Annotated in this window: 23 protein-coding genes, 2 rRNA genes and 1 pseudogene; 23 read left to right on the top strand and 3 right to left on the bottom strand. The window is 49.9% G+C overall.

Annotated features, from left to right (window positions below):
- From BC351_RS20425 to BC351_RS20530, 22 genes are all read left to right on the top strand, one after another.
- A 23S ribosomal RNA gene (locus BC351_RS20425) occupies window positions 1-1,371 on the top strand; the annotation flags it as partial.
- A 132-nt stretch (window positions 1,372-1,503) separates the two neighbouring features.
- Window positions 1,504-1,620, top strand: a 5S ribosomal RNA gene (gene rrf, locus BC351_RS20430).
- Between the two features lie 255 nt (window positions 1,621-1,875).
- On the top strand, window positions 1,876-2,466 hold the full coding sequence (chrB, locus tag BC351_RS20435) for a chromate efflux transporter ChrB (RefSeq protein WP_079414578.1): 591 nt from the start codon (window positions 1,876-1,878) through the stop codon (window positions 2,464-2,466).
- The gene (gene chrA, locus BC351_RS20440; RefSeq protein ID WP_079414579.1) at window positions 2,463-2,996 is read left to right on the top strand and encodes a chromate efflux transporter ChrA; all 534 of its coding nucleotides are present in this window, start codon (window positions 2,463-2,465) and stop codon (window positions 2,994-2,996) included. The genes chrB and chrA overlap by 4 nt, the downstream gene beginning before the upstream one ends.
- 629 nt (window positions 2,997-3,625) lie before the next feature.
- On the top strand, window positions 3,626-4,912 hold the full coding sequence (locus tag BC351_RS20445; protein WP_244209110.1) for an ABC transporter ATP-binding protein: 1,287 nt from the start codon (window positions 3,626-3,628) through the stop codon (window positions 4,910-4,912).
- Window positions 4,909-5,160 carry a hypothetical protein gene (locus BC351_RS43520; protein WP_244209111.1) on the top strand — a complete coding sequence of 84 codons (252 nt, stop codon included), beginning with the start codon at window positions 4,909-4,911 and terminating at the stop codon, window positions 5,158-5,160. Before BC351_RS20445 ends, BC351_RS43520 begins: the two co-directional genes overlap by 4 nt.
- A gap of 29 nt (window positions 5,161-5,189) precedes the next feature.
- Entirely contained in the window at window positions 5,190-6,278 is a 1,089-nt protein-coding gene (locus BC351_RS20450; RefSeq protein ID WP_425270935.1) for an ABC transporter permease, read from the top strand.
- 42 nt (window positions 6,279-6,320) lie between these two features.
- Window positions 6,321-7,250: an ABC transporter permease gene (locus tag BC351_RS20455; RefSeq protein WP_079414581.1), complete on the top strand. Its 930-nt coding sequence runs from the start codon at window positions 6,321-6,323 to the stop codon at window positions 7,248-7,250.
- 222 nt (window positions 7,251-7,472) lie between these two features.
- Window positions 7,473-8,471: an ABC transporter substrate-binding protein gene (locus BC351_RS20460; RefSeq protein ID WP_244209112.1), complete on the top strand. Its 999-nt coding sequence runs from the start codon at window positions 7,473-7,475 to the stop codon at window positions 8,469-8,471.
- A gap of 189 nt (window positions 8,472-8,660) precedes the next feature.
- Window positions 8,661-10,130: a factor-independent urate hydroxylase gene (gene pucL, locus BC351_RS20465; protein ID WP_079414582.1), complete on the top strand. Its 1,470-nt coding sequence runs from the start codon at window positions 8,661-8,663 to the stop codon at window positions 10,128-10,130.
- A complete protein-coding gene (uraH, locus tag BC351_RS20470) occupies window positions 10,127-10,483 on the top strand; it encodes a hydroxyisourate hydrolase (protein WP_079414583.1) in 357 nt (118 codons plus the stop codon). The genes pucL and uraH overlap by 4 nt, the downstream gene beginning before the upstream one ends.
- A gap of 36 nt (window positions 10,484-10,519) precedes the next feature.
- Entirely contained in the window at window positions 10,520-11,911 is a 1,392-nt protein-coding gene (locus BC351_RS20475) for an allantoinase (protein WP_079414584.1), read from the top strand.
- A complete protein-coding gene (locus BC351_RS20480; RefSeq protein WP_244209113.1) occupies window positions 11,904-13,193 on the top strand; it encodes a M20 family metallo-hydrolase in 1,290 nt (429 codons plus the stop codon). Before BC351_RS20475 ends, BC351_RS20480 begins: the two co-directional genes overlap by 8 nt.
- Window positions 13,180-14,424: a pyridoxal-phosphate-dependent aminotransferase family protein gene (locus BC351_RS20485; RefSeq protein ID WP_079414585.1), complete on the top strand. Its 1,245-nt coding sequence runs from the start codon at window positions 13,180-13,182 to the stop codon at window positions 14,422-14,424. Before BC351_RS20480 ends, BC351_RS20485 begins: the two co-directional genes overlap by 14 nt.
- Window positions 14,418-16,013: a gamma-glutamyltransferase gene (ggt, locus tag BC351_RS20490; RefSeq protein ID WP_079414586.1), complete on the top strand. Its 1,596-nt coding sequence runs from the start codon at window positions 14,418-14,420 to the stop codon at window positions 16,011-16,013. Before BC351_RS20485 ends, ggt begins: the two co-directional genes overlap by 7 nt.
- A 33-nt stretch (window positions 16,014-16,046) precedes the next feature.
- Window positions 16,047-17,063 carry an XdhC family protein gene (locus BC351_RS20495; RefSeq protein WP_079414587.1) on the top strand — a complete coding sequence of 339 codons (1,017 nt, stop codon included), beginning with the start codon at window positions 16,047-16,049 and terminating at the stop codon, window positions 17,061-17,063.
- Window positions 17,060-17,707, top strand: a complete 648-nt coding sequence (locus BC351_RS20500; RefSeq protein WP_079414588.1) for a nucleotidyltransferase family protein — start codon at window positions 17,060-17,062, stop codon at window positions 17,705-17,707. The genes BC351_RS20495 and BC351_RS20500 overlap by 4 nt, the downstream gene beginning before the upstream one ends.
- A 763-nt stretch (window positions 17,708-18,470) precedes the next feature.
- Window positions 18,471-19,385 carry an FAD binding domain-containing protein gene (locus tag BC351_RS20510; protein WP_079414590.1) on the top strand — a complete coding sequence of 305 codons (915 nt, stop codon included), beginning with the start codon at window positions 18,471-18,473 and terminating at the stop codon, window positions 19,383-19,385.
- A complete protein-coding gene (gene pucD / locus BC351_RS20515; protein ID WP_079414591.1) occupies window positions 19,369-21,762 on the top strand; it encodes a xanthine dehydrogenase subunit D in 2,394 nt (797 codons plus the stop codon). The genes BC351_RS20510 and pucD overlap by 17 nt, the downstream gene beginning before the upstream one ends.
- Entirely contained in the window at window positions 21,755-22,240 is a 486-nt protein-coding gene (locus BC351_RS20520; RefSeq protein ID WP_079414592.1) for a (2Fe-2S)-binding protein, read from the top strand. The genes pucD and BC351_RS20520 overlap by 8 nt, the downstream gene beginning before the upstream one ends.
- Window positions 22,241-22,248: 8 nt before the next feature.
- Window positions 22,249-23,394, top strand: coding sequence for a BMP family ABC transporter substrate-binding protein (locus BC351_RS20525; protein WP_079414593.1), 1,146 nt, complete (start codon window positions 22,249-22,251; stop codon window positions 23,392-23,394).
- A gap of 20 nt (window positions 23,395-23,414) precedes the next feature.
- Window positions 23,415-24,392 carry an aromatic ring-hydroxylating oxygenase subunit alpha gene (locus tag BC351_RS20530; protein WP_079414594.1) on the top strand — a complete coding sequence of 326 codons (978 nt, stop codon included), beginning with the start codon at window positions 23,415-23,417 and terminating at the stop codon, window positions 24,390-24,392.
- 66 nt (window positions 24,393-24,458) lie between these two features.
- Here the strand turns inward: BC351_RS20530 and sda are convergent, their stop codons facing one another.
- Window positions 24,459-24,635 (bottom strand): sporulation histidine kinase inhibitor Sda, encoded by a 177-nt coding sequence (sda, locus tag BC351_RS43945; RefSeq protein ID WP_338042423.1) that lies wholly within the window; start codon window positions 24,633-24,635, stop codon window positions 24,459-24,461.
- Window positions 24,636-24,647: 12 nt separating this feature from the next.
- Entirely contained in the window at window positions 24,648-25,085 is a 438-nt protein-coding gene (locus BC351_RS20540) for a hypothetical protein (protein WP_079414596.1), read from the bottom strand.
- 220 nt (window positions 25,086-25,305) lie between these two features.
- Between BC351_RS20540 and BC351_RS20545 the strand changes: the two are divergent.
- Window positions 25,306-25,938: pseudogene (locus BC351_RS20545) on the top strand (Rpn family recombination-promoting nuclease/putative transposase); the annotation flags it as partial.
- Between the two features lie 142 nt (window positions 25,939-26,080).
- Here BC351_RS20545 and BC351_RS20550 read toward each other — a convergent pair.
- Window positions 26,081-26,266 carry a hypothetical protein gene (locus BC351_RS20550; protein ID WP_079414598.1) on the bottom strand — a complete coding sequence of 62 codons (186 nt, stop codon included), beginning with the start codon at window positions 26,264-26,266 and terminating at the stop codon, window positions 26,081-26,083.
- Window positions 26,267-26,425: the final 159 nt, after the last annotated feature.

Here is a 26,425-nt window from a genome sequence, read left to right on the forward strand (position 1 = left end):
TAAGGCTGGGCTGTGATGGGGAGGGAAACTTTAAGTACCGTAGGTCATGATTTCACACTGCCAAGAAAAGCTTCTAGCCAGGCGAAGGTGCCCGTACCGCAAACCGACACAGGTGGGTGAGAAGAGAATTCTAAGGCGCGCGGAAGAACTCTCGTTAAGGAACTCGGCAAAATGACCCCGTAACTTCGGGAGAAGGGGTGCCTCGGTAGGGTGAATAGCCCGAGGGGGCCGCAGTGAAAAGGCCCAAGCGACTGTTTAGCAAAAACACAGGTCTGTGCGAAGCCGCAAGGCGAAGTATACGGGCTGACGCCTGCCCGGTGCTGGAAGGTTAAGAGGAGTGGTTAGGGGCAACCCGAAGCTATGAATTGAAGCCCCAGTAAACGGCGGCCGTAACTATAACGGTCCTAAGGTAGCGAAATTCCTTGTCAGGTAAATTCTGACCCGCACGAATGGCGTAACGACTTGGGCGCTGTCTCAACGAGAGATCCGGTGAAATTTTAATACCTGTGAAGATGCAGGTTACCCGCGACAAGACGGAAAGACCCCATGGAGCTTTACTGCAGCTTGATATTGGACTTTGGTACGATCTGTACAGGATAGGTGGGAGCCTTTGAAGCCTGAGCGCCAGCTTGGGTGGAGGCGACGTTGGGATACCACCCTGATCGTATCGGAGTTCTAACCTGGTACCGTGATCCGGTATGGGGACAGTGTCAGGTGGGCAGTTTGACTGGGGCGGTCGCCTCCTAAAATGTAACGGAGGCGTTTAAAGGTTCCCTCAGAATGGTTGGAAATCATTCGCAGAGTGCAAAGGCATAAGGGAGCTTGACTGCGAGACCTACAAGTCGAGCAGGGACGAAAGTCGGACTTAGTGATCCGGTGGTACCGAATGGAAGGGCCATCGCTCAACGGATAAAAGCTACCCTGGGGATAACAGGCTTATCTCCCCCAAGAGTCCACATCGACGGGGAGGTTTGGCACCTCGATGTCGGCTCATCGCATCCTGGGGCTGAAGTAGGTCCCAAGGGTTGGGCTGTTCGCCCATTAAAGCGGTACGCGAGCTGGGTTCAGAACGTCGTGAGACAGTTCGGTCCCTATCTGTCGCGGGCGTAGGAAATTTGAGAGGAGCTGTCCTTAGTACGAGAGGACCGGGATGGACGTACCGCTGGTGTACCAGTTGTCTCGCCAGAGGCATAGCTGGGTAGCTATGTACGGAGGGGATAAGCGCTGAAAGCATCTAAGCGCGAAGCCCCCCTCAAGATGAGATTTCCCAGTATGTAAGACCCCTTGTAGACGACGAGGTTGATAGGTTCGAGGTGGAAGTGCGGCAACGTATGCAGCTGACGAATACTAATCGGTCGAGGGCTTAACCTAAGTACCCAACCAAGTGAAGATAAGCTTTGCAGCTGATTCCGAATACTTGATTGGGGCCCAGAAATCCTAAGAACATCTAACTTTACGCACGTTTCGTATCTAGTTTTCAAGGCGCAAACCACGCTTTGACTGTTTGGTGATGATGGCGGAGGGGACCCACGCGTTCCCATCTCGAACACGACCGTTAAGCCCTCCAGCGTCGATGGTACTTGAACCGCAGGGTTCTGGGAGAGTAGAACGTTGCCAAGCAGAAATAAAACCTTACAAGGAGAAATCCTCGTAAGGTTTTTTGTTTATTTAAGGGAACCTTGAGCTGTAGCGTACCAATGCTGCGATTTCAGCCAAGTGCCAATAAGGTGAGGAATCTTTGTCATTTTTACAAAGTTGAGGGTAGATTCATAAAGTGTAGGCGAATTTAGTTTACAATAAGGCTTAGTTTCTTTCCGTATAATCTTGTGTGTACATAGACGAGCAGGGTGGCTTGTAGAGATAGGAGTGAGAAGTTTGGCAAATGCATATGTGCAGATTGGTTTAGCGATGTTTCGGACGGGGATCCTGGGGTATGGTGGCGGGCCTTCGATCGTGCCGTTAATTCGGTATGAGGCGGTTACGCGTTTTCAGTGGATGAAGGATGAAGAGTTCATGGAAGTGCTGGCGATCGCTAACACTTTACCTGGGCCGATTGCTACGAAGCTGGCGGGGTATCTGGGATATCGTCTTAAAGGAGCAGGTGGTGCGGCGGTTGGTGTGCTGGCGCATATTGTTCCAACTTGCGTGGCGATGGTGGGTTTGTATTCCTTTATTAATTTCTTTAGCACTTCACAAGTGATTAAAGGCATGATAGCGGCTGTAGTTCCGATTGTAGCGGTCATGCTGGGCGTGATGGCGTACGAGTTTGGCGAAAAGGCGATCAAAGGCTTAGGATGGGCGGCAGGCATTACTTTTTTTGTGATCTCTTTCTTATTGCTGCAAACCTTTTCTGTGCATCCGGCCATTGTCATTTTTCTTTTCCTATTCTATGGCGCGTTCCATCATAAAGTAAAGGACAAGTGGAACAAAGGCAAGAAGCCGCTTGGCAAAGGTGAGGGCGTATGATGGATTGGTGGCAGTTATTGGTTAGTTTTTTCCTGGCTAATGTGTTCGGTTACGGGGGTGGACCTTCGTCGATCCCACTGATGTATCAAGAGATCGTTCCGCATCATGCTTGGATGACGAGCAGTGAGTTCTCCAATATGTTAGCTTTAGGCAATGCGCTGCCTGGCCCTATCGCGACGAAGATCGCCGCATATGTCGGGTTTCAGATTGGTGGATGGGTCGGAGTTGTGATAGCCGTTGGAGCAACCGTTGTTCCCTCGATAATAGCACTTATAATCCTGCTGAATATCCTCCAGAAATATAAGAAGTCTCCAGCCATTAAAGGCATGACTTTGCTCGTTCAACCCGTTATCGCGATTATGATGGTGCTGGTTACATGGAGCAGCCTTGTGGAGTCGACGAAAACGATCGGGTACTTGCAGTTTTTCGGCATAGCTGCGGTGGCTTTTTATCTCATACAAAAACGGAAGGTGCATCCTGCTTTTGTGATTGTTGCGGGCTTTGTGTATGGTGGTGTATTTCTTTCGTAAAATACCGGAAGGACTGTCTACAAGTAGTGAGACTACTTGTGGCAGTCCTTTTTTTGTAACACTAGCGAAACGAGTGGCTGCAGCATTCCAAGAACCTGCAAAAATGCATCCTTTTATTTATGAAATAACCAGATGGATAGGAATTCCTGCATTTCTGCATGCTTTTGAAGCTTTTTCTTAATTTTTGGATAAAAAGTGTCGAAATTCCTGCATAATCGCAGGCATTCCCCCCTTTCAAGCGATTTCGTTGGAAAAGCCTGCACTTTTGCAGGCTTTCGGTGCCGATCCGAGCACCGTGCTCGGTGGAAACCACGAACGGAGAAACATGGAGTGCCAGAGAAGGCGCTAGCGATATCACCAGTACCATTGCTAGGTGAGCAACGCGATTGCAACATATAGGCACATGAGCTTTGGGTGCAGGCACAAAGGATGACGTATTTTTCGTGTAATCACCAAAAGTGATGTGATGTTAATTGACGTACAAATCGCCTAACCGTATAGTGAAAAAAATAGGAACAAACGAGGCTTCAAAGATGTATAGAGTTGTTTGCAGCAACAGCATAGCCCTGAGGAGGGAGATGCTGTTTTGAGTATATAAGGGTCTTTTAGGATGGAGAAGGAGGGCACACATGCAGACAACGGCTGGGTATTCCGTGGAAATGGTTCAGATCGTCAAACAGTTTGGATCTGTGACGGCGAACGATCATGTTGATTTTCGAGCAAAAGCAGGAGAGATTCATGCGCTGCTTGGGGAGAATGGCGCCGGCAAAAGTACGATGATGTGCATGCTCTCAGGGGTATACCGGCCTACAAGCGGAGAGATTCGCATTCACGGCGAGAAGGTGCGTATTCGATCGCCGAAGGATGCGATGAAGCATGGTGTCGGCATGGTGTTTCAAAATTTCCGACTCGTTCAGACCTTAACGGCCACAGAAAATATTGTACTTGGAGAGAGCTCCTCGTTCTGGAGGGGGCCGGGCTGGCTCGCGAAGAAATCTGAGGAGATTGCAGCGATCTCGAAGCATTTTGGGCTGCCGTTCCCCGTAGATCGGCCGATTTGGCAGCTATCCGTGGGCGAGCAGCAGCGCGTAGAAATTGTGAAGACGTTGTACCGCGGTGCGAATTTGATTATTTTGGATGAGCCAACCTCGGTGTTAACACCAGGTGAGGTTGAGCAATTATTCGAAACCTTAAACAGGATGAAAAAAGAAGGCAAGACCGTTATTATGACGACGCACAAATTAAAGGAAGTCATGTTCGCTTCGGATCGGATTTCGGTCATGCGCAAAGGAAAGATGATTGCTGCGATGGCGAAAACGGAGACGAGTGAACGCGATTTAGCGCAGCTCATGGTCGGACAAGAGAACTTCGAAAGTCGCACGGCAGTAAGAGAGAAGATACATGGCAGCCCCATGCTTGTAGTGAAGGGGTTGGACGTGTATGCGGAGCATGGACGCAAGGTGCTGGATGGGCTTGATTTTCATGTGAGCGAGGGAGAGATTGTTGGTGTAGCCGGCGTTTCTGGTAATGGGCAAAAAGAGCTGGCCGAGGTGCTTACAGGGCTGCGCACTTGGAAGCAAGGCAATGTTCGTTTCGACGGACATGAGCTGCGCAACGGGTCCGTACGCGCCGCTATTGAGCTGGGGATTGCCCATGTGCCGGAGAATCGGATGAAGAGCGGCCTCGCAGGAAGCCTTGGCACGGTTGATAACTTACTGTTCAAAACCTACCGTTCCAAGGAGCGATCACGCTTTGGTATGCTTCGCACGGGGAGTAATCGCACTTGGTCGCAGAATCTGGTTAAGCGTTATGATGTGCGGACATCAGGGTTGGATGCACCCGTTCAGTTTATGTCAGGGGGCAATCAGCAGAAGCTGCTTCTAGCCAGAGAGATTGATCAAGATCCTAACTCATGATAGCCGTTCACCCAACGCAAGGTCTTGACGTCGGGGCAACTGCAGGTGTCCATGATGTGCTGGAGGGTTTGCGCAGGAAGGGACGATCTGTTCTGCTGATTTCGGAGGATCTGGATGAGGTGCTGCAGCTGGCTGACCGGATCATCGTGTTGTATAACGGGCGTATTGTGGGCGATATTCCACGTGAAGGCGCGAATCGCGCAGCTATTGGCCTATTAATGGCGGGATCTGAGGAGGATGCAGGGTGAGCGAACAACAAGCGGCAGGCACACTTCCTATGGAAAATAAAGGTGCTAAACGAGAAGCGAGCTTCCGTTTACCCTATCGGTTCGAGATTGATCCGGCCGGTCGCGACAGCCCATGGTGGGTAACGATTGTATCCATCGGATTGGCGCTTATCGCCTGCGGCATATTTATATCGCTTAATGGCATGAAACCAATTGCGGTCTATAGCAAAATGCTGAATGGGGCATTCGGCTCCTCCTTTGGTCTTACCGAGACGTTGGTGAAGGCGATTCCGCTTCTTTTATGCGGTTTGGGGGTCTCGATCGCTTATCGGATTTCGGTGTGGAACATCGGGGCGGAGGGGCAGTTTCTCGCCGGTGCTATGGCGGCTACAGCGATTACGGTCTATTTTCCACATTTGCCGATGTATGTATCCATTCCAGCTATGGTGGCAGCAAGTATAGTTGCCGGAGGCTTCTGGGGATTGCTGACAGCCATACCTAGGAACTATTTTCAAGTAAATGAGCTTATTACCTCTCTTATGCTAAATTATGTGGCGATGCTGGCTCTTAATTATGCCGTGTTTGGCCCATGGAAAGATCCCAAAGGCTTCAACTTCCCAGGATCGCCAATGTTCACTGCAGCACAAACGTTACCCACTTGGGGGACTTCGAGACTCCATCTGGGCATTATTTTTGCAGTCGTTGCCCTGCTGATTTATGCTTTTATGATTCGATATACGCGGTGGGGATATGAACTTCGTTTGATAGGAGCTAATGCGGAAGCTGCGCGGAATGCGGGCATTCGTATTTCCAGACACGTCCTTGTTGTCATGATGATTAGCGGGGGCTTGGCGAGTCTGGCTGGAATGGGTGAAGTGTCGGGAGTGGCGCATCGGCTCATGTACGGGATTTCTCCGGGATATGGCTATACTGCGATTATCGTGGCTTGGCTGGCAAAGCTGAATCCACTGGGACTGGTTGTGTCGTCAGTACTCTTCGGGGGGCTAATCGTAGGCGGGTACAGTGTGCAAACGATCGGACTTCCCTCCTCCACCTCCTCCATGATTCAAGGGGCTATCCTGTTCTTCCTGATTGCCGGCAATATGGCAGGGAAATTCCGTATTCGCAGCAACCGCTGAGAAACTTGAGTCACAATGATGCTGAATGGGGGATGAGGAGCAATGGAGATGCTAACGCAAATACTGATATCCGCAATTTCTTCCGGTACTCCGCTGCTGCTAGCGGTATTGGGCGGGATTCTTATCGAAAGATCCGGAATCACACAGTTAGGCGCTGAAGGCTTGATGTTGATGGGCGCTGTGATTGCTTGTTTAGTTTTCATTCATACTGGAAGCTTGGCGTTAACCTTGCTCTGCGTATTAGCCGTGAGTGGTATGCTGGGATTGCTTCATGGCTTTCTATGTGTAACCCTGCATGCCAATCAGGTCGTTTGCGGTCTAGCGATGACGATATTCGGTGCAGGACTGAGTGCGTATCTAGGAAAACCTGTGAGCGGGCAGCCGCTGGTTGGAGCCGTTCCGAAGCTTGATTTGCCTTGGCTGGAAAATGTACCGTTTCTCGGCAAGATTTTTGCGCATTTGGATCTATTCACATGGTTTAGCTTCGTGCTAGTCCTAGCGATGCATGTGTTTATCCACCGGACCTCATGGGGCCTTCATCTGAGAGCGGTAGGGGACAATCCCGCAACGGCAGATGTTATGGGGATTCCGGTCGTTGCTGTTCGCTACGCTTGTCTAGTTATCGGGTCGATGCTGATTGGGATTGGCGGAGCGGATCTGCTGCTCGTCTACACACCGACATGGAATGAAGGCATGACCTCGGGGCGCGGCTGGATCGCGGTGGCACTCATCATTTTTGCTAGATGGAACCCGATTCGCGCTTTAGCGTGCGCTTATTTTTTCGGCGTGCTCGATACTCTCGGCTTCCGTGTGCAATTGATTGGCAGTCATATTCCTTCTTATTTCTTGAAAATGATACCATACATTGTGACCATTCTGGTCCTGATGTTCCTAGGCTGGCGCAATCGCAATAAGCCATCAGGTGCGCCGGAAGCGCTTGGTGTCCCTTATATTCGGGAGCAAAGATTTTAATAAACCCATTGCCTAACCTATAGGGAGGGAGTGGGAATGAGTGAGCATGAATTGTAGTCCTAAAGGGCGAGCAGGTATCGTACACTGCTTGGCCTTTTTTGTATTTGCTTCATTGTAAGCATTCGATTGACGTTGATAATGATAATTGTTATCATTATAAAAGTTGTTAGTCCAGTTTCGCATACTTATTCATACATTCGATTGTCAGAGGGGAAGATTGTCGTGAAACAGAGAAAAGGCAAGAAGTTTGCAGGAATACTAGTCAGTTTAATAAGTATGACATTAATCATATCAGCTTGTGGAAGCAATAAGGCAGGGGATACCGCCGCCCAGACGTCTACCTCTCCAAGAGCCAGCTCGCCAGCGGCTTCGGCTGCTGCTCCTAAAGCGGCAAAGACGATGACTGACGGACTCGGCAATAAGGTGACAATTCCAGCAAACCCGCAGCGCATCATCGGTTCTTACCTCGAAGATCATTTGATCACACTTGGCATCAAGCCTGTCGCCCAATGGGCTGTTGCCAACGGCATTCAGGAGTACTTGAAGGACAGTTTGAACGGCATTCCGACGCTGCCATCCGAACTTCCGTTCGAAGCGGTTACGGGTTTCAATCCGGATCTTCTGATTATCGGAGGAACGAGTGCAGTATCTGGTGAAAAGTATGCGCAGTATTCCAAAATCGCCCCAACCTTTGTATTGGGGGATGAGATCAACAATAACTGGCGTCAGGCGCTGCTAAAGATTGGCGAGGTTTTTGATAAATCGAAGGAAGCTCAGCAGGCTCTGAATGTGTACGATGCGAAAGCCAAAGAAGCCAAAGAGAAGCTGGAGAAGGCGAATGGCTCGCAATCGGCTGCTGCCTTGTGGGTAACGGCGAAGGCGGTTTACGTTGTGAGTGAAAGCTTATCGAGCGGTGCAGTGTTGTATCAGGACATTGGCTTCAAGGTACCGAATGTGGTTAAACAAATTTCCAGCACAGGTACGGCCAACTGGCGAGCCATCTCCATGGAGGCTTTAGCTCAATTGGATGCCGATCATATTTTCTTGATTCGCGGCAAGGGCGAAGGAGAGCAGCTGCTGAACGATCCAGTATGGAAAAGCATTCCTGCCGTGAAGAATGGGCATGTCTACGAATTCGACAAGTCTCATAGCTGGTTGTACAGCGGAGCAATTGCTAACAGTAAAATAATTGATGATGTTTTGAAAAGTGTTTTGAAATAAGGCAAAAGCCGCTGGGAAGGTTTCATATTCCCGGCGGCTTTTTATTATTTTACAAAAAAAGTTGCTCATGTTATGAAAGTTTACAAACTTCTATCATATAAATTGACCCATAGGAAAGACGCACTTACAATGAAACAAATCTTGATCAAGAATGGCTGGAGCTAACTTAGACAAAGAGGTGAAGATGTCATGAAATTAATGCTGCATCAAGTGAACGCGATGAATCAGGAAGATTTCACCCATGCCTTCGGACCTCTTTATGAGCATTCCTCATGGGTTGCAGAGCGGGCTTGGCGTTCGCAGCCTTTTGCAACGGAACAGGATCTGATCAGCGCGTTCGAACGTGAGGTTTGGCGAGCGAATCCCGATGAGCAATTAGCGCTTCTGCGGGCGCATCCAGATCTGGGAACGCGAGTGAAGATGACGGACCATTCTGTTCAGGAGCAGTCCAGTGCCGGTCTAGACCAGCTATCAGCGGAAGAATATGAGTTGTTTCTTAAGTATAACAAGCAGTATACGGAGGCTTTCCGGTTTCCTTTTATCATGGCGGTCAAGGGACAGACCAAAGATACCATTCGCGAAGCGATACGGGTGAGGTTACAGCGTGGTGTGAAGGAAGAAATGGGCAAAGCCTTGCAGGAGGTTTGTAAAATTGGGCGGTTTCGCCTAGAAGCCATATGGATGAGGGAAGCGGAGGAAACGACGATGAAACAAACGAGCGGATCAGAGAGAATCATGTATTACGGCAAAGGTGACGTGTGGGTATATCGGTCTTATGCAAAGCCGCTGACTCATTTAACCGTCATACCAGAATCAGGCTTCACAGGTAGAGATAACGTATTGTTCGGGATGAATATCAAGGTAGCTGTCAGCGGTGAGAAGTTCTTCACTTCGTTTACGGAAGGCGATAATACGATGGTCGTAGCGACAGACTCAATGAAGAACTTCATTCTGCGCAAGGCCGGGGAATATGAAGGCGCTACAGCGGAGGGTTTTCTGGCGTATGCCGGGCGCAAGCTTCTAGAGACGTACCCGCAGATGACAGGTGTGAAAATGACAGCAGATCAAGTGTCCTTCGATGTACTGTCAGTGCCTGGGGCCAAAGGTTTAGTGAATAGCGAGCTTGTCTACCGTTACTCCCAGAATGAACATCCTACAGCATTGGTTGAAACAATTCGGACCGAGGAAGGCATTGTCATCGCTGAGCATTCGGGCGGTATAGCAGACCTGAAGCTGATTAAGGTAAAAGGAAGCTCTTTCGCGGGCTTCGTGCGGGATGAGTATACAACGCTGCCGGAGTCATATGATCGTCCGCTGTTTATTTTCCTGGATATGTCGTGGAGTTACGAAGAAGTGGAGGATGCCTTGGATTCTGATCTCGGCCATTATGTGGCTGCTGAGCAAATTCGGGATATTGCCCATACCGTATTCCATGAACAGCATTCTCCCTCTATCCAAAACCTCATTTATCGGATCGGACAACGTTCGCTAATTCGCTTTCCGCAATTGAAAGAAATTCGCTTCGAGTCGAACAATCGTACGTGGGAAACGATCTTGGAGCAAGCCTCCGCAGGCGAGGGCAAGGTGTTTACGGAACCTAGACCGCCATATGGCTTCCAAGGGTTTTCGATGACAAAGCACGATCTGGAGGGGCTATGAGCAAAGGAATAACAACGCATGTCTTGGATATTAGCAGCGGTAGACCCGCTAGTGAAGTATACATCGCGTTATACCGCCTTCAAGACGGAAAGTCAGAGAAGATAAGCTCGGGCGTAACGAATAGCGATGGCCGACTTGAGGGACCGATGGTAAGCGGGGAAGATTTCCGGCCCGGGATTTATGAGCTTGTTTTTCATGTTGGTGATTATTTTAGAGGGATAGGTATCGCGCTTGCGGAGCCTGCCTTTTTGGATGAAGTGCCGGTCCGATTCGGAATATCGGCAGCTGATGTGCATTATCATGTGCCGTTGTTAGTCGCTCCCTGGGGGTACAACACCTATCGGGGGAGCTAATGTTAGGCTAGAAATGGCTCCGAGGGAGGGTTCGGCATGGAGGATCAATTTGATCTCGTGATTCGCAAAGGTACCGTAGTCTTGATCGATGATGTAAGCCAGCTGGATATCGGTATTCGAAACGGTAAAATTGCTGCGCTGGGTGGAAACCTCGTGTACTCGGAGCAAACGCCTGTATATGACGCGGACAATCTGCTGATTATGCCTGGCGTCGTCGATGCCCATGTCCACTTTAATGAGCCTGGGCTAGGGCATTGGGAGGGGTTTGCTACGGGTTCTGTTTCGCTTGCGGCAGGAGGCTGCACGACGTATATCGACATGCCGCTCAACGGTGTGCCTCCAACCGTGCGATTCGAAGCATTGGAGCGAAAGCTGGAAGCTGCTGAGGGCAGCTCTACGGTGGATTACGCGCTATGGGGTGGGCTTGTTCCCGGAAATGTCGGGAATTTGCAGGAGTTAGCGGAAGCTGGCGTGATTGGCTTCAAAGCGTTCATGTCTTGTCCTGGTGGCGAAGGGGAAGATATTTTTGCTGAAGTGGACGACCTGACCCTCTTGGAAGGAATGAAGGAAATCGCTCGCTTAGGGCTAGTGCTTGCCCTGCATGCAGAAAGCGAGGAGATCGTATCCAAGCTGGCAGCTCAAGCGCAGCTGGAGGGCAAGCGGGAGCCGCTCGATTTCGTTGCGACTAGGCCGATAGCCGCCGAGCTGGAAGCGGTCAACCGAGCGCTCTATTATGCGGAACAAACCGGCTGCAAGCTGCATTTCGTGCACATTAGCAGCGCGGAAGCCGTGCAGGTGATCGAAGAAGCGAAAGCCCGAGGGCTGGATGTCACGGTGGAAACGTGTCCGCATTATTTGGTTCTGACGAGCGCTGATCTAGATCGCCTAGGTCCAGCAGCCAAGTGTGCGCCGCCGCTTCGCACAGCCGAGGATCAAGATCGGCTATGGGAAGCGTTGATTGGCGGAAAGCTGGATATGCTCGCCTCGGATCATTCACCATGCCCGAGTTCAATGAAGCAAGGGGATTTTTTCGAGGCGTGGGGAGGCATTTCCGGGGCGCAAAGCTCGCTCGAGCTGATGCTGGACGAAGGCCATCTCCGCAGGGATGTGCCGCTGCCGCTGCTCGCCAAGATGTTGTCTACCGAGCCGGCCAAACGCTTTGGGCTGTATCCGCACAAGGGTGAAATTGCCCTAGGAGCGGATGCGGATTTGGCTCTTGTGGATATGAAGCTAAACTATTCGCTTCAAGCCAGTGATCTTTTATATCGGCATAAGCATAGTCCGTATGTGGGCAAAACCTTTGGCTGCCGTGTGAAGGCGACTTTTCTACGGGGCACCCAGGTGTATGGGCTGCATGAAGGTGTGATGGGTGAGACGGAGGGAGCCTGGCTGCGCCACGCTGCTGCGGGAGGTGAGTCGCGTGGCTGAAAGGTTATCGAACTCACGCGAGGTATTGTTCCAATATGCCCAGCACATGCTGGAAGTGCTGGATTGGCTCGCTACCTACGGTGCTGCGCCGGATGGTGGCGTGACTCGGCTGTTGTACACGGAGCCATGGCTGCAAGCGCAGCAGGCTCTTCTGGCCAAGATGCAGGAGTTGGGGCTTGAAGCCAGCTTTGATGCGGTGGGCAATGTTTATGGCAAATTACAAGGAAACCGTTATACGCTGAGGCCGGTGCTGACAGGTTCTCATGTCGACACCGTGAAAAACGGAGGCAAATACGATGGCGCCTACGGTGTCGTTGCCTCCATGATGGCGCTCGGGTATTTGAAGGCGGTATATGGGGTGCCCAAAAGGAGCCTAGAAGTCGTATCATTTTGTGAAGAAGAAGGAAGTCGGTTCCCGCTCGCTTATTGGGGGTCCGGACATGTAACTGGGGTAAGGTCTTTGGCTGGCAGTATTGACGTTGCCGATCCCGAGGGCATCACCTTATCTGAAGCGATGCGTGAAGCGGGATTTCAAACCGCTAATTTGGGCGATCATCCCGCCAAACGCGAGGATATCGGAGCTTACATCGAAATTCATATTGAACAAGGCTCTGTCCTTGGCTATAAAAAGAAGCAGATTGGCATAGTAACCGCCATTGTCGGGCAAATTCGGTTAACCGTAGTTGTTAAAGGCAATTCGAATCATGCCGGTACGACACCGATGACAATGCGGAAGGATGCGCTTGCAGGTGCTTCTGAAATGGTCGTTGTCACAGAGCAAATGGCGCTCGAAGAAGGGGAGCCGCTCGTAGCGACTGTTGGCAGGCTCCATGTGAAGCGTGGAACTTCCAATGTTGTACCAGGCGAAGTTGAGTTTACGCTGGATATTCGACATACCGATGAGTTGAAAATGGATCTGTTTTGTACAAAATTGCTAACAAAGCTCAATGAAATCGCAAGACGAAGAGAGCTTACTATAGAAACGGTGGAAAATTTACATGCTTCGCCCGTGGCGATGCACGAAGGCATATCGGCAGAAATTGAAACTGCCTGTACAGCTTATGGATTTCAGAGCATGAAGCTGCCAAGCGGAGCAGGACATGATGCGCAATTATTCGGGCCCATCTGTCCGTCCGCGATGATTTTCGTGCCAAGTCGCGGTGGCATAAGCCACAGTCCTGATGAGTTCACGGAACCGGAGGAGCTGGTGGTTGGGTTTCAAACACTGGTTCATGTGTTATACCAATATGGGTATGGGGGTAAAGCTGATGAAATCCTATAAAGACTTATCGCCCTCGCTGCGAACGATTATGACCCCAGGCCCTGTTGAGGTCGATCCGCGTGTCTTGCGCGCGATGTCCTACCCTATTCTTGGTCAGTTTGATCCGGAGTTCACAGAGCTGATGAATGAGACGATGGAAATGCTGAGGGATGTTTTTCAAACGAAGAATCAATGGTCTTTCCCGATAGATGGCACCTCCCGGTCAGGGATTGAAGCAGTGCTGGTCAGTGTGATTGAGCCAGGGGACAAGGTGCTTGTTCCGATCTACGGACGCTTCGGCAACTTGCTTGTCGAGATCGCTGAACGCTGTGGCGCTGAAGTGGTCATCCTGGAGAGGGAGTGGGGCACCGTCTTCGGGCCAGAGGAAATCATTGCTGCCATACACCGTGAGAAGCCGAGTATTGTTGCGATTGTGCACGGCGAAACCTCTACAGGCTGCATTCAACCTTTGGATGGGATTGGGGCGGCCTGTCGGGAAATAGATGCGCTGCTGGTCGTAGATGCTGTTGCCACGATTGGCGGTGTCTCGCTGCAGACGGATGACTGGCAGCTGGATGCCGTAATTGGGGGAACGCAGAAATGTTTATCCGTTCCTTCCGGTATGTCTCCCATTACCTATAATGAGCGAGTCGAAGCCAAGGTGTTGAAGCGCAAAACGATTGAACGCGGACTGCGTGAAAAAGGCTCAGCGGTTGCTGACGGCAAGCCGGTTGCGAGCAATTATTTCGACCTTGGCCAGCTGCAGGACTATTGGAGTCCGAAACGCCTCAATCATCATACGGAGTCGACTTCGATGCTGTATGCTTTGCGCGAAGGCTTGCGTCTGGTTCTGCAAGAGGGTTTAGAGCAGCGTTATGATCGTCACAAGCATCATGAGGCTGCCTTAGTTGCAGGCTTGGAGGCGATGGGCCTAACGTTATACGGCAATCCGGATTGCAAGCTGCCAGTCGTTACCTGCATCCGTATTCCGAATGGCATTGATGGAGAATCCGTCCGCGCTATGCTGCTCAACAGCTTTGGAATCGAAATCGCAAGCTCTTTCGGACCGTTGAAAGGCCAAATCTGGCGTATAGGTACCATGGGCTTTAGCTGTAATCAGAAAAATGTGCTTCATGTACTGGGTGCCTTGGAAGCAGTGCTCCTATGGCACGACGCAGCCATTTCAAGCGGTAAAGCTTTGCAAGCCGCATTAACCGTATATGCCCGCAAAGAGGAGGAACGTCCATGTTAAACATCATGCCACGTGCGGAGCGAGCGATGATTGCTACACCTCATTATTTGGCAAGCAGTGTGGGCAGCGCAATTCTACAGCAGGGTGGCAATGCTTTTGATGCTGCTATTGCCATAAGCGCGACACTTGGCGTTGTTTACCCGCATATGACGGGGCTGGGCGGAGATGCGTTCTTCCTCATGCACGATGCGGCTGCTGGCGCATATATCGGATTCAATGGAAGCGGGAAGTCAGCTGCGCTGGCGACACCTGATTTTTATAAAGCGAAAGGATTGCAGGCAATTCCCCAAAGAGGCATTCTCAGTGCGATCACGGTGCCAGGCATGGTTGATACATGGTGGCAGGTATGGGAAAAGTACGGAAAACTGTCATGGGAGAAGCTGCTGGAGCCAGCGATCGCATATGCGGATAAAGGATTCCCGATTTCGCGTAATCTGCTCTACTGGATGCGGAAGGATGAATCATTCATCCGTGCATCTGAGCCGTTAAGCAGCCTGTTTATGGCGGATGGCGTGCTTTTGAAGGAAGGGGACCGGCTTATTCAGAAGGAACTAGCCCAGACGCTGCGCCAGATTCAGCGAGAAGGCAGAGATGCTTTTTACAAGGGGGCCGTCATGCAGTCTGTCGTAAAAAGTATTCACCAAGACGGCGGACTGCTGCGGGAAGAAGATTTTCAACAGTATACAGGAGAGTGGGTTGAGCTGCTCACGACCACCTATCGCGGGTACGATATCTATCAAATGCCGCCGAACTCACAAGGATTCACAGCACTGATGATGATGAATATGCTGGAGAATATAGAGATTAGCCAGATTCCTAGAGCGTCAGCAAACTTTTATCATGTGGTGTCGGAAGTAATAAAAAAAACGTTCAAAGACCGCGATCTGTACTTAACAGACCCGCATTTCCGGGAAATCCCGCTGGATCGTTTGCTTTCAAAAACGTACGCCAAAGAGCTGTGGAACGACATTCAAGCTGAACCGCTTAAGGTGAGCGAACACTTGTCACCGGCCATTGGACAGGATACGGCGTATGCCGCAGTGGTGGATGAGGAAGGCAATTCCGTTTCCTTTATTCAAAGTTTGTATTTTGATTTCGGTGCCGCCTATGTGCCAGGAGATACTGGGATTATTATGCAAAATCGGGGATCTTTCTTCTCACTGGATGCGGCTTGCGCGAATGCCTTGGAGCCTGGCAAAAGGTCCTTTCATACCTTAATGCCTGCAATGGTCAGCAAAGACGGAAAACCCTATATGCTGTATGGAACTCAAGGGGGAGAAGGCCAGCCGCAGACGCAGCTGTCTATTCTGACCGGGGTTCTGGATTATGGCTTATCTATTCAGGAAGCGATTGCGCTACCCCGCTGGGTATATGGCCGTACATGGGGAGAGGATGGGGATGCGCTGAAGCTGGAGCATCGGCTGGATGGCGACGTCTATACACGGTTGAAAAAGTGGGGGCATCGTGTCGAACCGGTGAATCCGTGGGATGGTATTATGGGGCAAGCGCAGGGAATTGTCATAGATGACAAAGGTTTTATGAGCGGGGCTGCTGATCCGCGAGGCGACGGCTTAGCGATCGGTTGGTAAACCAGAGTTCCATATAGCGAGGAGCGATGAGTGATGGAGGCCTATGATATTCTGCAAGCAGTGCAGAGTAATTGTCAGGCGCGTGTATTGGCATCGGTTATTCATGTGGAAGGTCATGCTTATCGCAAACAAGGGGCTATAATGCTGCTTATGGCAGATGGGAGCATGGTCGGTAGTATTTCTCCCGGCTGTTTGGAAGCCGATCTCTTCGCCTACGTACCTGCCGTATGGGAATCTCAAAAATCGCAAATGGTGGAATACGACATGAGGCCGGCTGACGATTTCGGCTGGGGTGAAACCATCGGCTGCGGCGGGTTGATTCGCATTTTGCTTGAGCCTGTCAGCGGGGAAATGCTGGTTAGCTTGTTGGCGGTAAAAGCTTTCTTGGACCGCGGAGAGTCTGTGCAGCTGGTGCGAGAAATAACTGAAGGGTATTCAGGAATTGCATATTCTCTTCATGGGTATGAACAATTTCAGCAGCCATATCCTACTGCAGCGTGTCTGTTGGAAGATCATGTTTCGGATCGGCAATCCTCATTATCTTCGCATATTAGCTTATTTAAACCAAAGCCGCGAGTTATTGTATTTGGGGCCAATGCAGATGCTATGCCCCTTGTGCAGATGGCGGTGAGCAGCGGATTTCGTGTCGTAGTCGCGGATTGGCGGGAAGCTTATTGCACCGAAGCACGGTTCCCTGGAGCAGAGATCGAAGTTGCTTTTCCGGAGCAGTTGGTCATGCAGCTGAAGCTGAACGCACAAGACTATATCGTCGTGATGAGCCACCAGTTCGAGAAAGATGCTCTCTTCGTCAAAGAGGCCATGAAGTTCAGCTTGCGTTATCTCGGAATAATGGGATCGCGTGAACGCACAGAGAAGCTGCTTGGCGGTATAGAGCGGCCTGAATGGGTGCGTTACCCAGTAGGCCTGCCTATTGGCTCGGAAGGACCCGTTGAGAATGCGGTCAGCATTGTAGCTGAGCTGATAAGCATTAAGCGTGGCGTTGATAGAGCCCCCTCTATAGAGCGAGAGAGCCGGAGCCGCTTGTGGTGAACAACGCGAGAAAGATCGTTGGCGTGTATTTGGCAGCAGGCAGCAGCAGGCGGATGGGGACTGCCAAGCAGTCTCTGGAGATGGCAAAAGGCATACAACTTGGCAGCATTGCCTTGCTGCATGCGCTGCAATCGCAGCTGCACAGTGTTGTAGTGGTTGTTCGTAAGGATGACCTGTTGGAATGGTTATCTGAAGAAGTTCTTACCTATGTGGAATCGGGGCGATGCCGGTTTGCAGTTTGTGCCGAAGCCGAATTGGGTATGGCCCACTCGCTGAAATCCGGTATTCAAGCTGCCGGACAAACGAATGTAGAGGGTATCATGGTCATGCTGGCGGACCAGCCCTTCATCGAAGGAGAGATGCTGACTCGGCTCATTGATACCTTTGGCAGCGAGGCAGATTATGATTTTGTCGCCAGCGGGGATAAAGGGGTGCCCAAGCCGCCCGTTATTCTGGGACGCAGAATGTGGCCTGCTGCTGTCTCCTTGGAAGGGGACGCTGGGGCTAGAACCTTGTTTCAGCTGCCACTATATCGTGGGCAAATCGTTGAAGAGGAAGATAGCTTGAGATTCATGGACATCGACACGGAAGAACGATATCAAGAGGCGAGAAAAATCTACAGTCGCAAATATATGTTAACTTAAGTAACATAAAAATGGTATTGAGTGCATTATTACTAATAATGCGCTATTTTTTATACGAATATACAAGATGACGTTAAGTTAGTTGACGTTGTTTTCTTGGATTGTTTATAGTAGATCTAATTTATAAGTCGATTTCTTGCGGAAGAGGATACATGTGATTGAAGCGTGATGGGATTAGAGCGGTTTTACTTGGGATAATGATTTCTGAGTTTGGAGGAGCGGGGGATACTGAGCGTGGTGCTCGGAGGGGCTGGAGATGCGGGAGTTTTCGGAGTAGCTGAGGGGAAGAGTTGGGGATTTCGGGATTAATGCTTGGGAGAGCTGGAGGTGAAGGTTAGGGTATTTGAGAGTAATATTTTGGGGTAATCTGGGTGAGTGATTAGGTGGTGTCGAGTGAAATGCTTGTGAGTGCCACAATAGGATATCGAAAGGGAACTAGGGTACGCTATTTGCTCCAATAATGCCTGTTTCTATGCTCAGAGGGAACTAGGGTACGCTATTTCGGTGGTTTGCCCTATCTGAAGCTCATATTTAAACAAATAGCGTACCGTAGTTCCGCTAATGTGGTTATTAGACCACTTTTGTTACAAATAAGGGATTGTAGTTCCCTTTCGCTACCTGTTTGGTGGGGGTTGTTGCAAGTTTAGGCTTCCTAATCGCTCTCCACTCAGGTGAGCTGAATGAGAATAAGTTGCAAGCAAGCTGTGCTTCGCTGCCAACGTCCAATAACCAACGATCCGCAAAACGCGAAGGAGGTGTGTTCATGTCAGTTCCCTTGTATCAGCTGCCAGAGCAGCAGCCTTTGGTATGGCAGCCAACGAGCGTGGAAGAGGCTGTGCATCTTAAGCATCAATGGGGAGATGACGCGGTGCTGGTCTCAGGTGGTACTTGGCTCCGTACGCGTTGGGAAAATGGCGTTTCGCCGCTCCCGCAGCATTTAATTAGTCTTGAACGCATTCAAGCTCTTTCTGGCTTAGCAATTGATGCCGGAGGGCTCATTCATATAGGGCCTTTGCTTCATTTGGCTGATTTAATGGATAACGAGTTAATGAGAGCGAGATGTCGGCTTTTGGTGCAGGCTTGTGCTGAGATTGCAGCCCCTTCTGTGCGGAACTTAGCCTCTATTGGCGGAAATGTCGTGACGCGCACAGGTGATTTGATTCCGGCACTGCTCGTGCTGGATGCGTTGGTGATATGTTCTGATGGTCATACCGAGCAAGGCGTGTCTCTACAGAAATGGCTAGAGGGGCCTGTGCAGTCTTCTTTTGAAGTGATGACGGGAATCACGGTACCAACGATTGAACACACAGGTGAAGAACATACATTTGAGTTTTATTTGAAAGTGGGACGAAGAGAAACGTTCACGCCCTCTGTAGTCACTGTTGCCGGGAGGTTGAGATTAGCGCCGGATCGAACCATTCAAGGCATCGCGATAGCTGCGGGTGGAGGGAGTGCTGTGCCTGCGAGATTTAACGAGCTGGAGGCTATAACAATCGGTCAGCCCTTATCTAAGCAACTGCTGCAATCCCTGCACAAAGGTATATCGGAGGGCTTCAATGCCGTAGCTGATGATTATGCAGGCGTCGCTTATCGGAAACAAACTGCAGCTAATCTCATCGTTTCCGAATGCTATAAAATTTGGCGAAGAGGGGGCGGGGCGGATGCTCCTAAATCGTGAAACGTATGCGAAAAGGTGGATTATCCGGCCTGACGGCGAGGAGAAGGTAACGGGCAAGCTGCGTTATTTAACGGATTTGACAGTACCCGGCATGCTGTATGGAAAGGTGTTGAGAAGTCGCTACCCCCATGCCTGGATTCTTTCTATAGATACAAGCAAGGCCAAACAAACGCCGGGTGTACGTGCTGTTGTGACTGCCAAGGATGTGCCAGGCCTGAATTTGTTTGGCATTGCTTTCCCCCATCAGCCTGTGTTCTGTCACGACCATGTTCGTTACATTGGAGATGCTTTAGCTGCCGTAGCTGCGGATACAGAAGAAATCGCTGAGCATGCGCTGAGCCTGATTGAAGTTATGTATGAACCCTTGCCTGCGGTAGATAATCCAGAAACGGCACTAGATGAAGGTGTCTTAAAGCTGCATCCGGAAGGGAACCTGCTGCATCGCACAAGCCTTCAGCAGGGAGAGGCAGAGGCGGCATTTGCAGGATGTGCCTACATCGTAGAAGAGACGTACTTTACGCCTCGACAAATGCACACTTATATGGAAACAGAGGGTGGCTTGTTTATTCCAGAGACGGATGGGCGGCTGACGGTATACTCACCAACGCAGCATGGCTACAAGGATCGGATGCAGCTGTCCCGAATTCTCGCCATGGAGGAGGAGCGCATTCGGGTAATTTCCAGCCCGATTGGCGGTTCTTTTGGGGGGAAGGATGAGCTGAATGTGCAGCCTTTTGGTGCTTTGTTGGCGTTGACGACAGGTTCTCCAGTCAAGATGCATAACTCGCGCCGTGAATCTGTTATTGCCGGAATCAAGCGTCATCCTATGCGGATTAAGATGAAGACGGGAGTCGATGAAGCGGGTTATTTGATAGCCCATCAAGTTAGCATTTTGGCGGATACAGGGGCTTATGCGACTTTGGGGCGTGAGGTTTTGAATTTTGCTACGGAGCATGCAATCGGACCCTATAATATTCAGCATGTTGATGTACAAGGTACAAGTGTGTACACCAATAACGGCGTATCCGGCGAGTTTCGGGGGTTTGGCGGCAATCAGGTGATTTTTGCCGTGGAAAGCCAAATCGAGCGATTGGCCGAGAAGCTTGGCATGGACGCTTGGGAGCTGCGCAAGCTGAACTTGCGCGCTCCGGGTGACCCAGGTCCGATGGGGCAGCAGATTGTGCAGACTGAGGGTGCCAGCCAAGTATGGAGTAAGGTGATGGAGTCGCCGCTCTGGGCGAAGCGAGAGAACGCAATGAAGCAAGGCGGAGCGGGCGAGGGTCAAGGCGAAACCCAAGACGAAACCCAAGACGAAACCCAAGACGAAACGCAAGACGAAACGCAAGACGAAACGCAAGACGAAACCCAAGACCCATGGATCCGCCGGGGAATCGGCGCCGCCATGGTCATGCACGGCGCCGGGCTCGGCCTCGGCATCCCGGATCACTCCGGCGGCCGGCTCGAACTCACGCCGGAGGGCAAGATCCAGGCCTCCTTCGGCTTCGAGGAGTTCGGGCAAGGGCTTTACGCAGCACTGACGTTGATGCTGCAGGACAGCTTCGGCTGCGCCGTCGATGACATTAGCATCGTCATCGGGGATACGGACCGCGCGCCGAGCAGCGGGTCCAGCACGGCCTCACGCGCCACCACGATGATGTGGCGCGCCCTGCAGCGGCTGAAGCCGCCGCTCGTGCAGACGCTGCTTCAGCAGGCGTCTGTACTGGCGGGCATCGCAGCCGCAGAGCTGGCCACCGGCGCAGGTGGGATTCATCGCAAGGGCGATGAATCAGGCTTGCCGGTGGTGACGTATGCGCAGTTGGCGAAGGCTGCCGAGGCAGCAGCTAAGCCGATTCTTGCGCATACGGAATTCGACTACCCGACGACGCCCGAAGGGCTGGTCGGGGCTCATTATTTGTACACCTACGCAGCGGTAATCGTTGAGGTGGAAGTGAACCTGCTGACCGGGCGAGTGAAGGTCATGCAGACCGATCACGTCATCGCAGCGGGGCCTGTCATTAACCCGATGGGGTTCCTCGGACAGATCGAAGGCGGCAGCGGCATGGCCCTTGGTTTTACGTTGACTGAGGATGCCATTATGAAAGAAAGCATGTATGTGCGGCACAATTTGGATACGTATTTGGTTCCAACGGTTAAGGATAGTCCACCGATTATTCGGGTAGAAGCTATAGAAGATTTACCCGAAGGGGATACCTTCGGACCAAGGGGAGTTGGAGAAATCGGCTCCGTTGGGTTGGCTCCGGCGATTACCGCAGCGGTTCGGCAAGCGACCGGCATTTGGGTGAATCGATTGCCCATATCACCAGAAGACATCGTGCAGTCCATCGATTGGTTAGAAAGGGTGGAGGCCATTGATTAATACAACTTATGTGTTGGAGTGTTCCATAAACGGCAAACCAGTAGCGCTACCTGTACCCGCAGCCAAACGGATGTCTGATATTTTGCGCGATGACCTCCTTTTAACAGGGACCAAGGTGTCATGTGAAATTGGACGCTGCGGCGCCTGTATGGTACTGCTGGATGGCAAGCCAGTGAACTCCTGTCTGCTCATGGCCTATCAAGCGGCTGGCAAGAAGATCACAACCATCGAGGGGATATCCGAAGGAGAGGGTCTACATCCAATCCAACAAGCGATGCTGGAGGAGGGAGGGTTGCAGTGCGGTTATTGCACCGCAGGGATGGTCGTTACGCTCACAGCCTTATGGGAGAAGAATCCTGCGCCGAACAGGGCAGAGGCAGAACAAGCATTGTGCGGGAATATATGCCGATGCACGGGTTATGAAGGTATTTTCAGAGCTGTAGAAAGATGTGGGTTGTCGATAAAAAGAGAGGGGTAGAAGCCATTATGCCAAAAAAACTGACGCTTGTTCTAACTGCAATCTTCCTTATGATCATGACAGCTTGCTCTGCAAAATCGACGGATACGAGTGTGGCAACAACACCGGGAAGCTCACCTGCTGCAACACAAGCAACAACCGCAACTCCGCAAGCTGATAAAAAATTGCCCAGAGTCGCCTTTGTCTATATCGGTGTTCCCGGTGATGGCGGTTGGACGTATGAACACGATCAGGGGCGTATCATGCTAGAGAAAGAGCTGGGTATTAAAGCCACAACAGTTGAAAATATCCCGGAAGGCCCAGACGCAGAGCGGGTATTTGAGGAGCTGGCTCAGAAGAACGAGATTGTATTCGGCACCTCTTTTGGTTACATGGATGCTATGGTTAATGTAGCTTCTAAACATCCCAATGTGAAATTTTTACATGCAACAGGCTACAAAACGTCCCCTAATTTGGGAACTTACATGGGGCGCGAATACCAAAGTGCCTACCTCGTAGGCATGGCAGCCGGCAAAATGACCAAAAACAATCACCTGGGCTATGTCGGTGCATTCCCGATTCCCGAAGTTATTTACACAATTAATGCTTTCACACTTGGCGCTCAAAGCGTGAATCCGGATATCGATGTATCCGTTGTTTGGAGCAACACGTGGTTTGATCCAGCAACAGAGAAACAAGCAGCGATTTCTTTGCTCGACAAAGGCGTGGATGTATTGGCGGCTTATCAGGATTCACCTGCCAGCATTCAAGCGGCTGCGGAACGTAAAGTTTGGGGAATCGGCAATGACTCCGATATGAACAGATTTGCGCCAGAGACCTACATTTCGAATCCGAAATGGAACTGGGGACCTTATTATGTGAAAACGGTGAAAAGCATCATGGACGGCACATGGAAGTCAGAGGCCTATTTTGGAAGTATGAAAGATGGAATTACAGACATTGCGCCTCTAGGTAAGAATGTGCCGGCTGATGTCAAAGTGCTCGTGGAGAAGAAAAAGCAAGACATTTTGGCAGGAACCTTTGAGGTGTTCCAAGGTCCGCTTATTGATCAAGACGGGAAAGTCCGCTATGAGCAAGGCAAAAAGATGACAGACGAAGAGATTTTAGGCACAACGTGGTTTGTTAAGGGGATTAAGGGTGTCATTCCGAAATAAGTGAAAAAGGGGAAAGGGCGATGACGATACAAGATACAGCATTGCTTAGTGAGTGGCATCCCGTTTTGTTGTCGTCAGCACTTGGGGATGAGCCGGTTCCTGTCACGGTATTAGGTGAAAAAGCAGCCGTTTTCCGCACCTCGCAAGGCGTTCACGCGTTCAAAGATCTATGCATTCACCGGGGCGTACCGCTTTCGTTGGGCAAAGTGAAGGATGATGAGCTCGTATGTGCATATCACGGTTGGTCTTACAATGGCTGCGGTACATGTACGCGAATTCCGTCTTTACCTGCGGACCGAGCGATTCCGACGAAAGCTAGGGCATTCGTGTATGGCTGTGTGGAAGCTCACGGATTCATCTGGGTATGTCTGGGGCTTCCGCAAAGTCCGTTGCCGAAGGTGAGCAGTTTCATTCCTGATGGTTTCAAGGAAGTGCTCATGGGGCCATACACCTTGCAAGCAGCAGGGCCGCGCATTATCGAGAATTTCCTTGATGTATCCCATCTCATGTTCGTGCATGAGGGCTTGCTGGGCGATAGCGAGTTTGCTGAAATAGGGGATTATCAAGTTAATGAGGAAAATGGTGTGCTCACCTCGGATGAAATCGTCGTGTATCAACCTGATCCCGATGGCACGGGGCGCGGCGTACATAGCCGATACGTATACGAAGTATTCGGTCCGCTCTGTGTCGCTTTTACCAAAAGAGATCATGGTACGGATCACATCTTCCGGTTGTTCCTGATGGTGCTGCCGGTGACGGAGCAGATGAGCAAAGCCTTCATGCTGAAGCAGAGGAATTATGCTTACGAGGAGTCGGATGAGATTTTCGTCAAATTTCAAGATCTGCTCATCGAGCAAGATCGGGTTATGGTCGAGAATCAAAAGCCTGAGCTGCTGCCTCTGGATCTGCAAGCGGAGCTGCATCTGAACACGGACCGTTTGAGCATCGCATATCGCAAACGGCTTCGAGAGCTAGGCGTTAGCTTCGGAACGGCTTAATACATAAAGACGCTGTGACGTGTGAGCGAGAAAAAGAAATTTTTCGCTTATACGGAAGCAGCGTCTTTATTCACGTTCCCCCTCTCTGAGGGTACAGGGGGGCAGCTTGTCTATGTTGATGTTCCTTTTTTTGATTTCGATAAGAAGGAGTTGTATGAATTCCTTCTCTAATTTTAAATCAATAGAGCTGAAATAGGCATCTATCAGCCTTTGACTGCTAAGCGATTTCATCATGGTCCTCATACATTTCCTGCATTATTTTCGTTTTCTGCTATTTTTAAGCAGCGTCATTCTTCGGGAATGCCGCAACCAAGAGTAGTACGTTTTTAAATCACGCAATTCCATTGTCTCCGACATTCGTCCAAGAAACGTAATCACGATCATTTTATGTAAAGGGTTGCCTATAAGATCCGATTCCGTTTCATCTACCGTAAATTGCACAACCATAAGCAGATCATCATCAATCACATAGACTTCTTCTTCATTTCGATAGTAAGATGCGATGTTGCCGTTCTTGAGCTTATCCCATAAGAAAGAGCAGATTTCTTCAAGCTTGGTATTTTCGTTTCCAATACGACTGCACCAGCGGCTATGCGCATGATGAGTGATGACGATATCCACAATTTTCTTGTCAGCTAGTTCGATGTAAAAGGGATCGTAGGTACTCCAACGGCTCAATGTTTTATCTTTCATACCCAGAACTCCTCTCTGCTCAACCATAGATGTAAAAAAATTTCCATATTTATACTAATTATCATAATGTTAACTCGCTTTGGTGGCATCACAAATATGAAAGGGTTGAATGCAAATATTTTGCATGATCATGCAAAGTGTGTAAATATTTTTGCGTTAGTTTGCAAATGGATGGAATGAGCTTGTATAATGCTAACTTTTGCATTCAGGAGTGAATTGTATAGAAATGCAGTTGTTTAATAAATACGATATTGAAAAACGAAGCTTATATTTATGGTCCAAATTGTACGAAGCACAGTTAAGTGAGGGACAAAAGTATAAAGAGCTGAATAAATGTATAACGATTAATATTCTAAACTACTCATTTTTGCCGGATACACCTTACCATAGTATTTTTCAGCTTAGGGAGATTGTCACTCAACTGCCGTTGATCGATGATATAGAGCTCCATTTCATTGAATTGCCTAAGTTGAAGGAAAACGCTGTGAGCCTTGAAGAAGGTTTGGTGAAATGGCTGCTGTTTCTGAAAGGAACCGAGAAGGAAAAGTGGAAGGTGCTGGCTATGAATGAACCGCAACTTCGTAAAGCAATGGATACCTTGGAGTTTTTGAGCCAGAATGAAGAGGCAAGAAGGCTGTATGAGATGAGGCAGAAGGCTTTGCATGATGAGGCTTCGATGCTTTATGGGGCAAGGGAAGAAGGTAAAGCTGAAGGTAAAGCGGAAGGTAGAGCTGAGGGTAAATTCGAAGTGGCAAGGAATATGCTGGGTGAAGGCATCCAGGTTTCTCTGATTAGTAGAATGACGGGTTTGTCTGAGCAGGAGATTGAGAGGTTGAAGGGGCAGCGGCATTAGGAATTGAATGTAAAAGGCAGATGAACGTGTCTTATTTAATCAATATAATCGTTGTATCCACTTTAATGTGTAAAAAAGGACTGTATAATTAGCCAGTGGCTAGTTATACAATCCTTTTTTATTTGGTAGAATAAGACTAGTATTATGTCCAAGAACTTTGAACACCGACTAATTGGCTTGTTCTTACATCTGTAAAGCTTTTTTTTACAGCAGCAGATTCACTAGCAGATAATTCATTAATACTTAGCTTATCGATACTCTGTAATTCCACTTTCTTCATCATGTGGACTAGTTCATGCAATTTTGGATTTAATTGAATAGTTGCCATAATGTCGTACCCCTCTCGAATGGTTGAAATACAAAAGTATTATATCAAATAATTGGAAAGCTAGGACACGAAATGATAAAAAAATTTGTAATAGGATCATGTATAGCTATATTTGTAGTATTGCAGATTTGGTGTTCCATTTTCATATTTTATTACCCT

The organism is Paenibacillus ferrarius (assembly GCF_002027705.1).
Taxonomy (GTDB): Bacteria; Bacillota; Bacilli; order Paenibacillales; family NBRC-103111; genus Paenibacillus_E; species Paenibacillus_E ferrarius.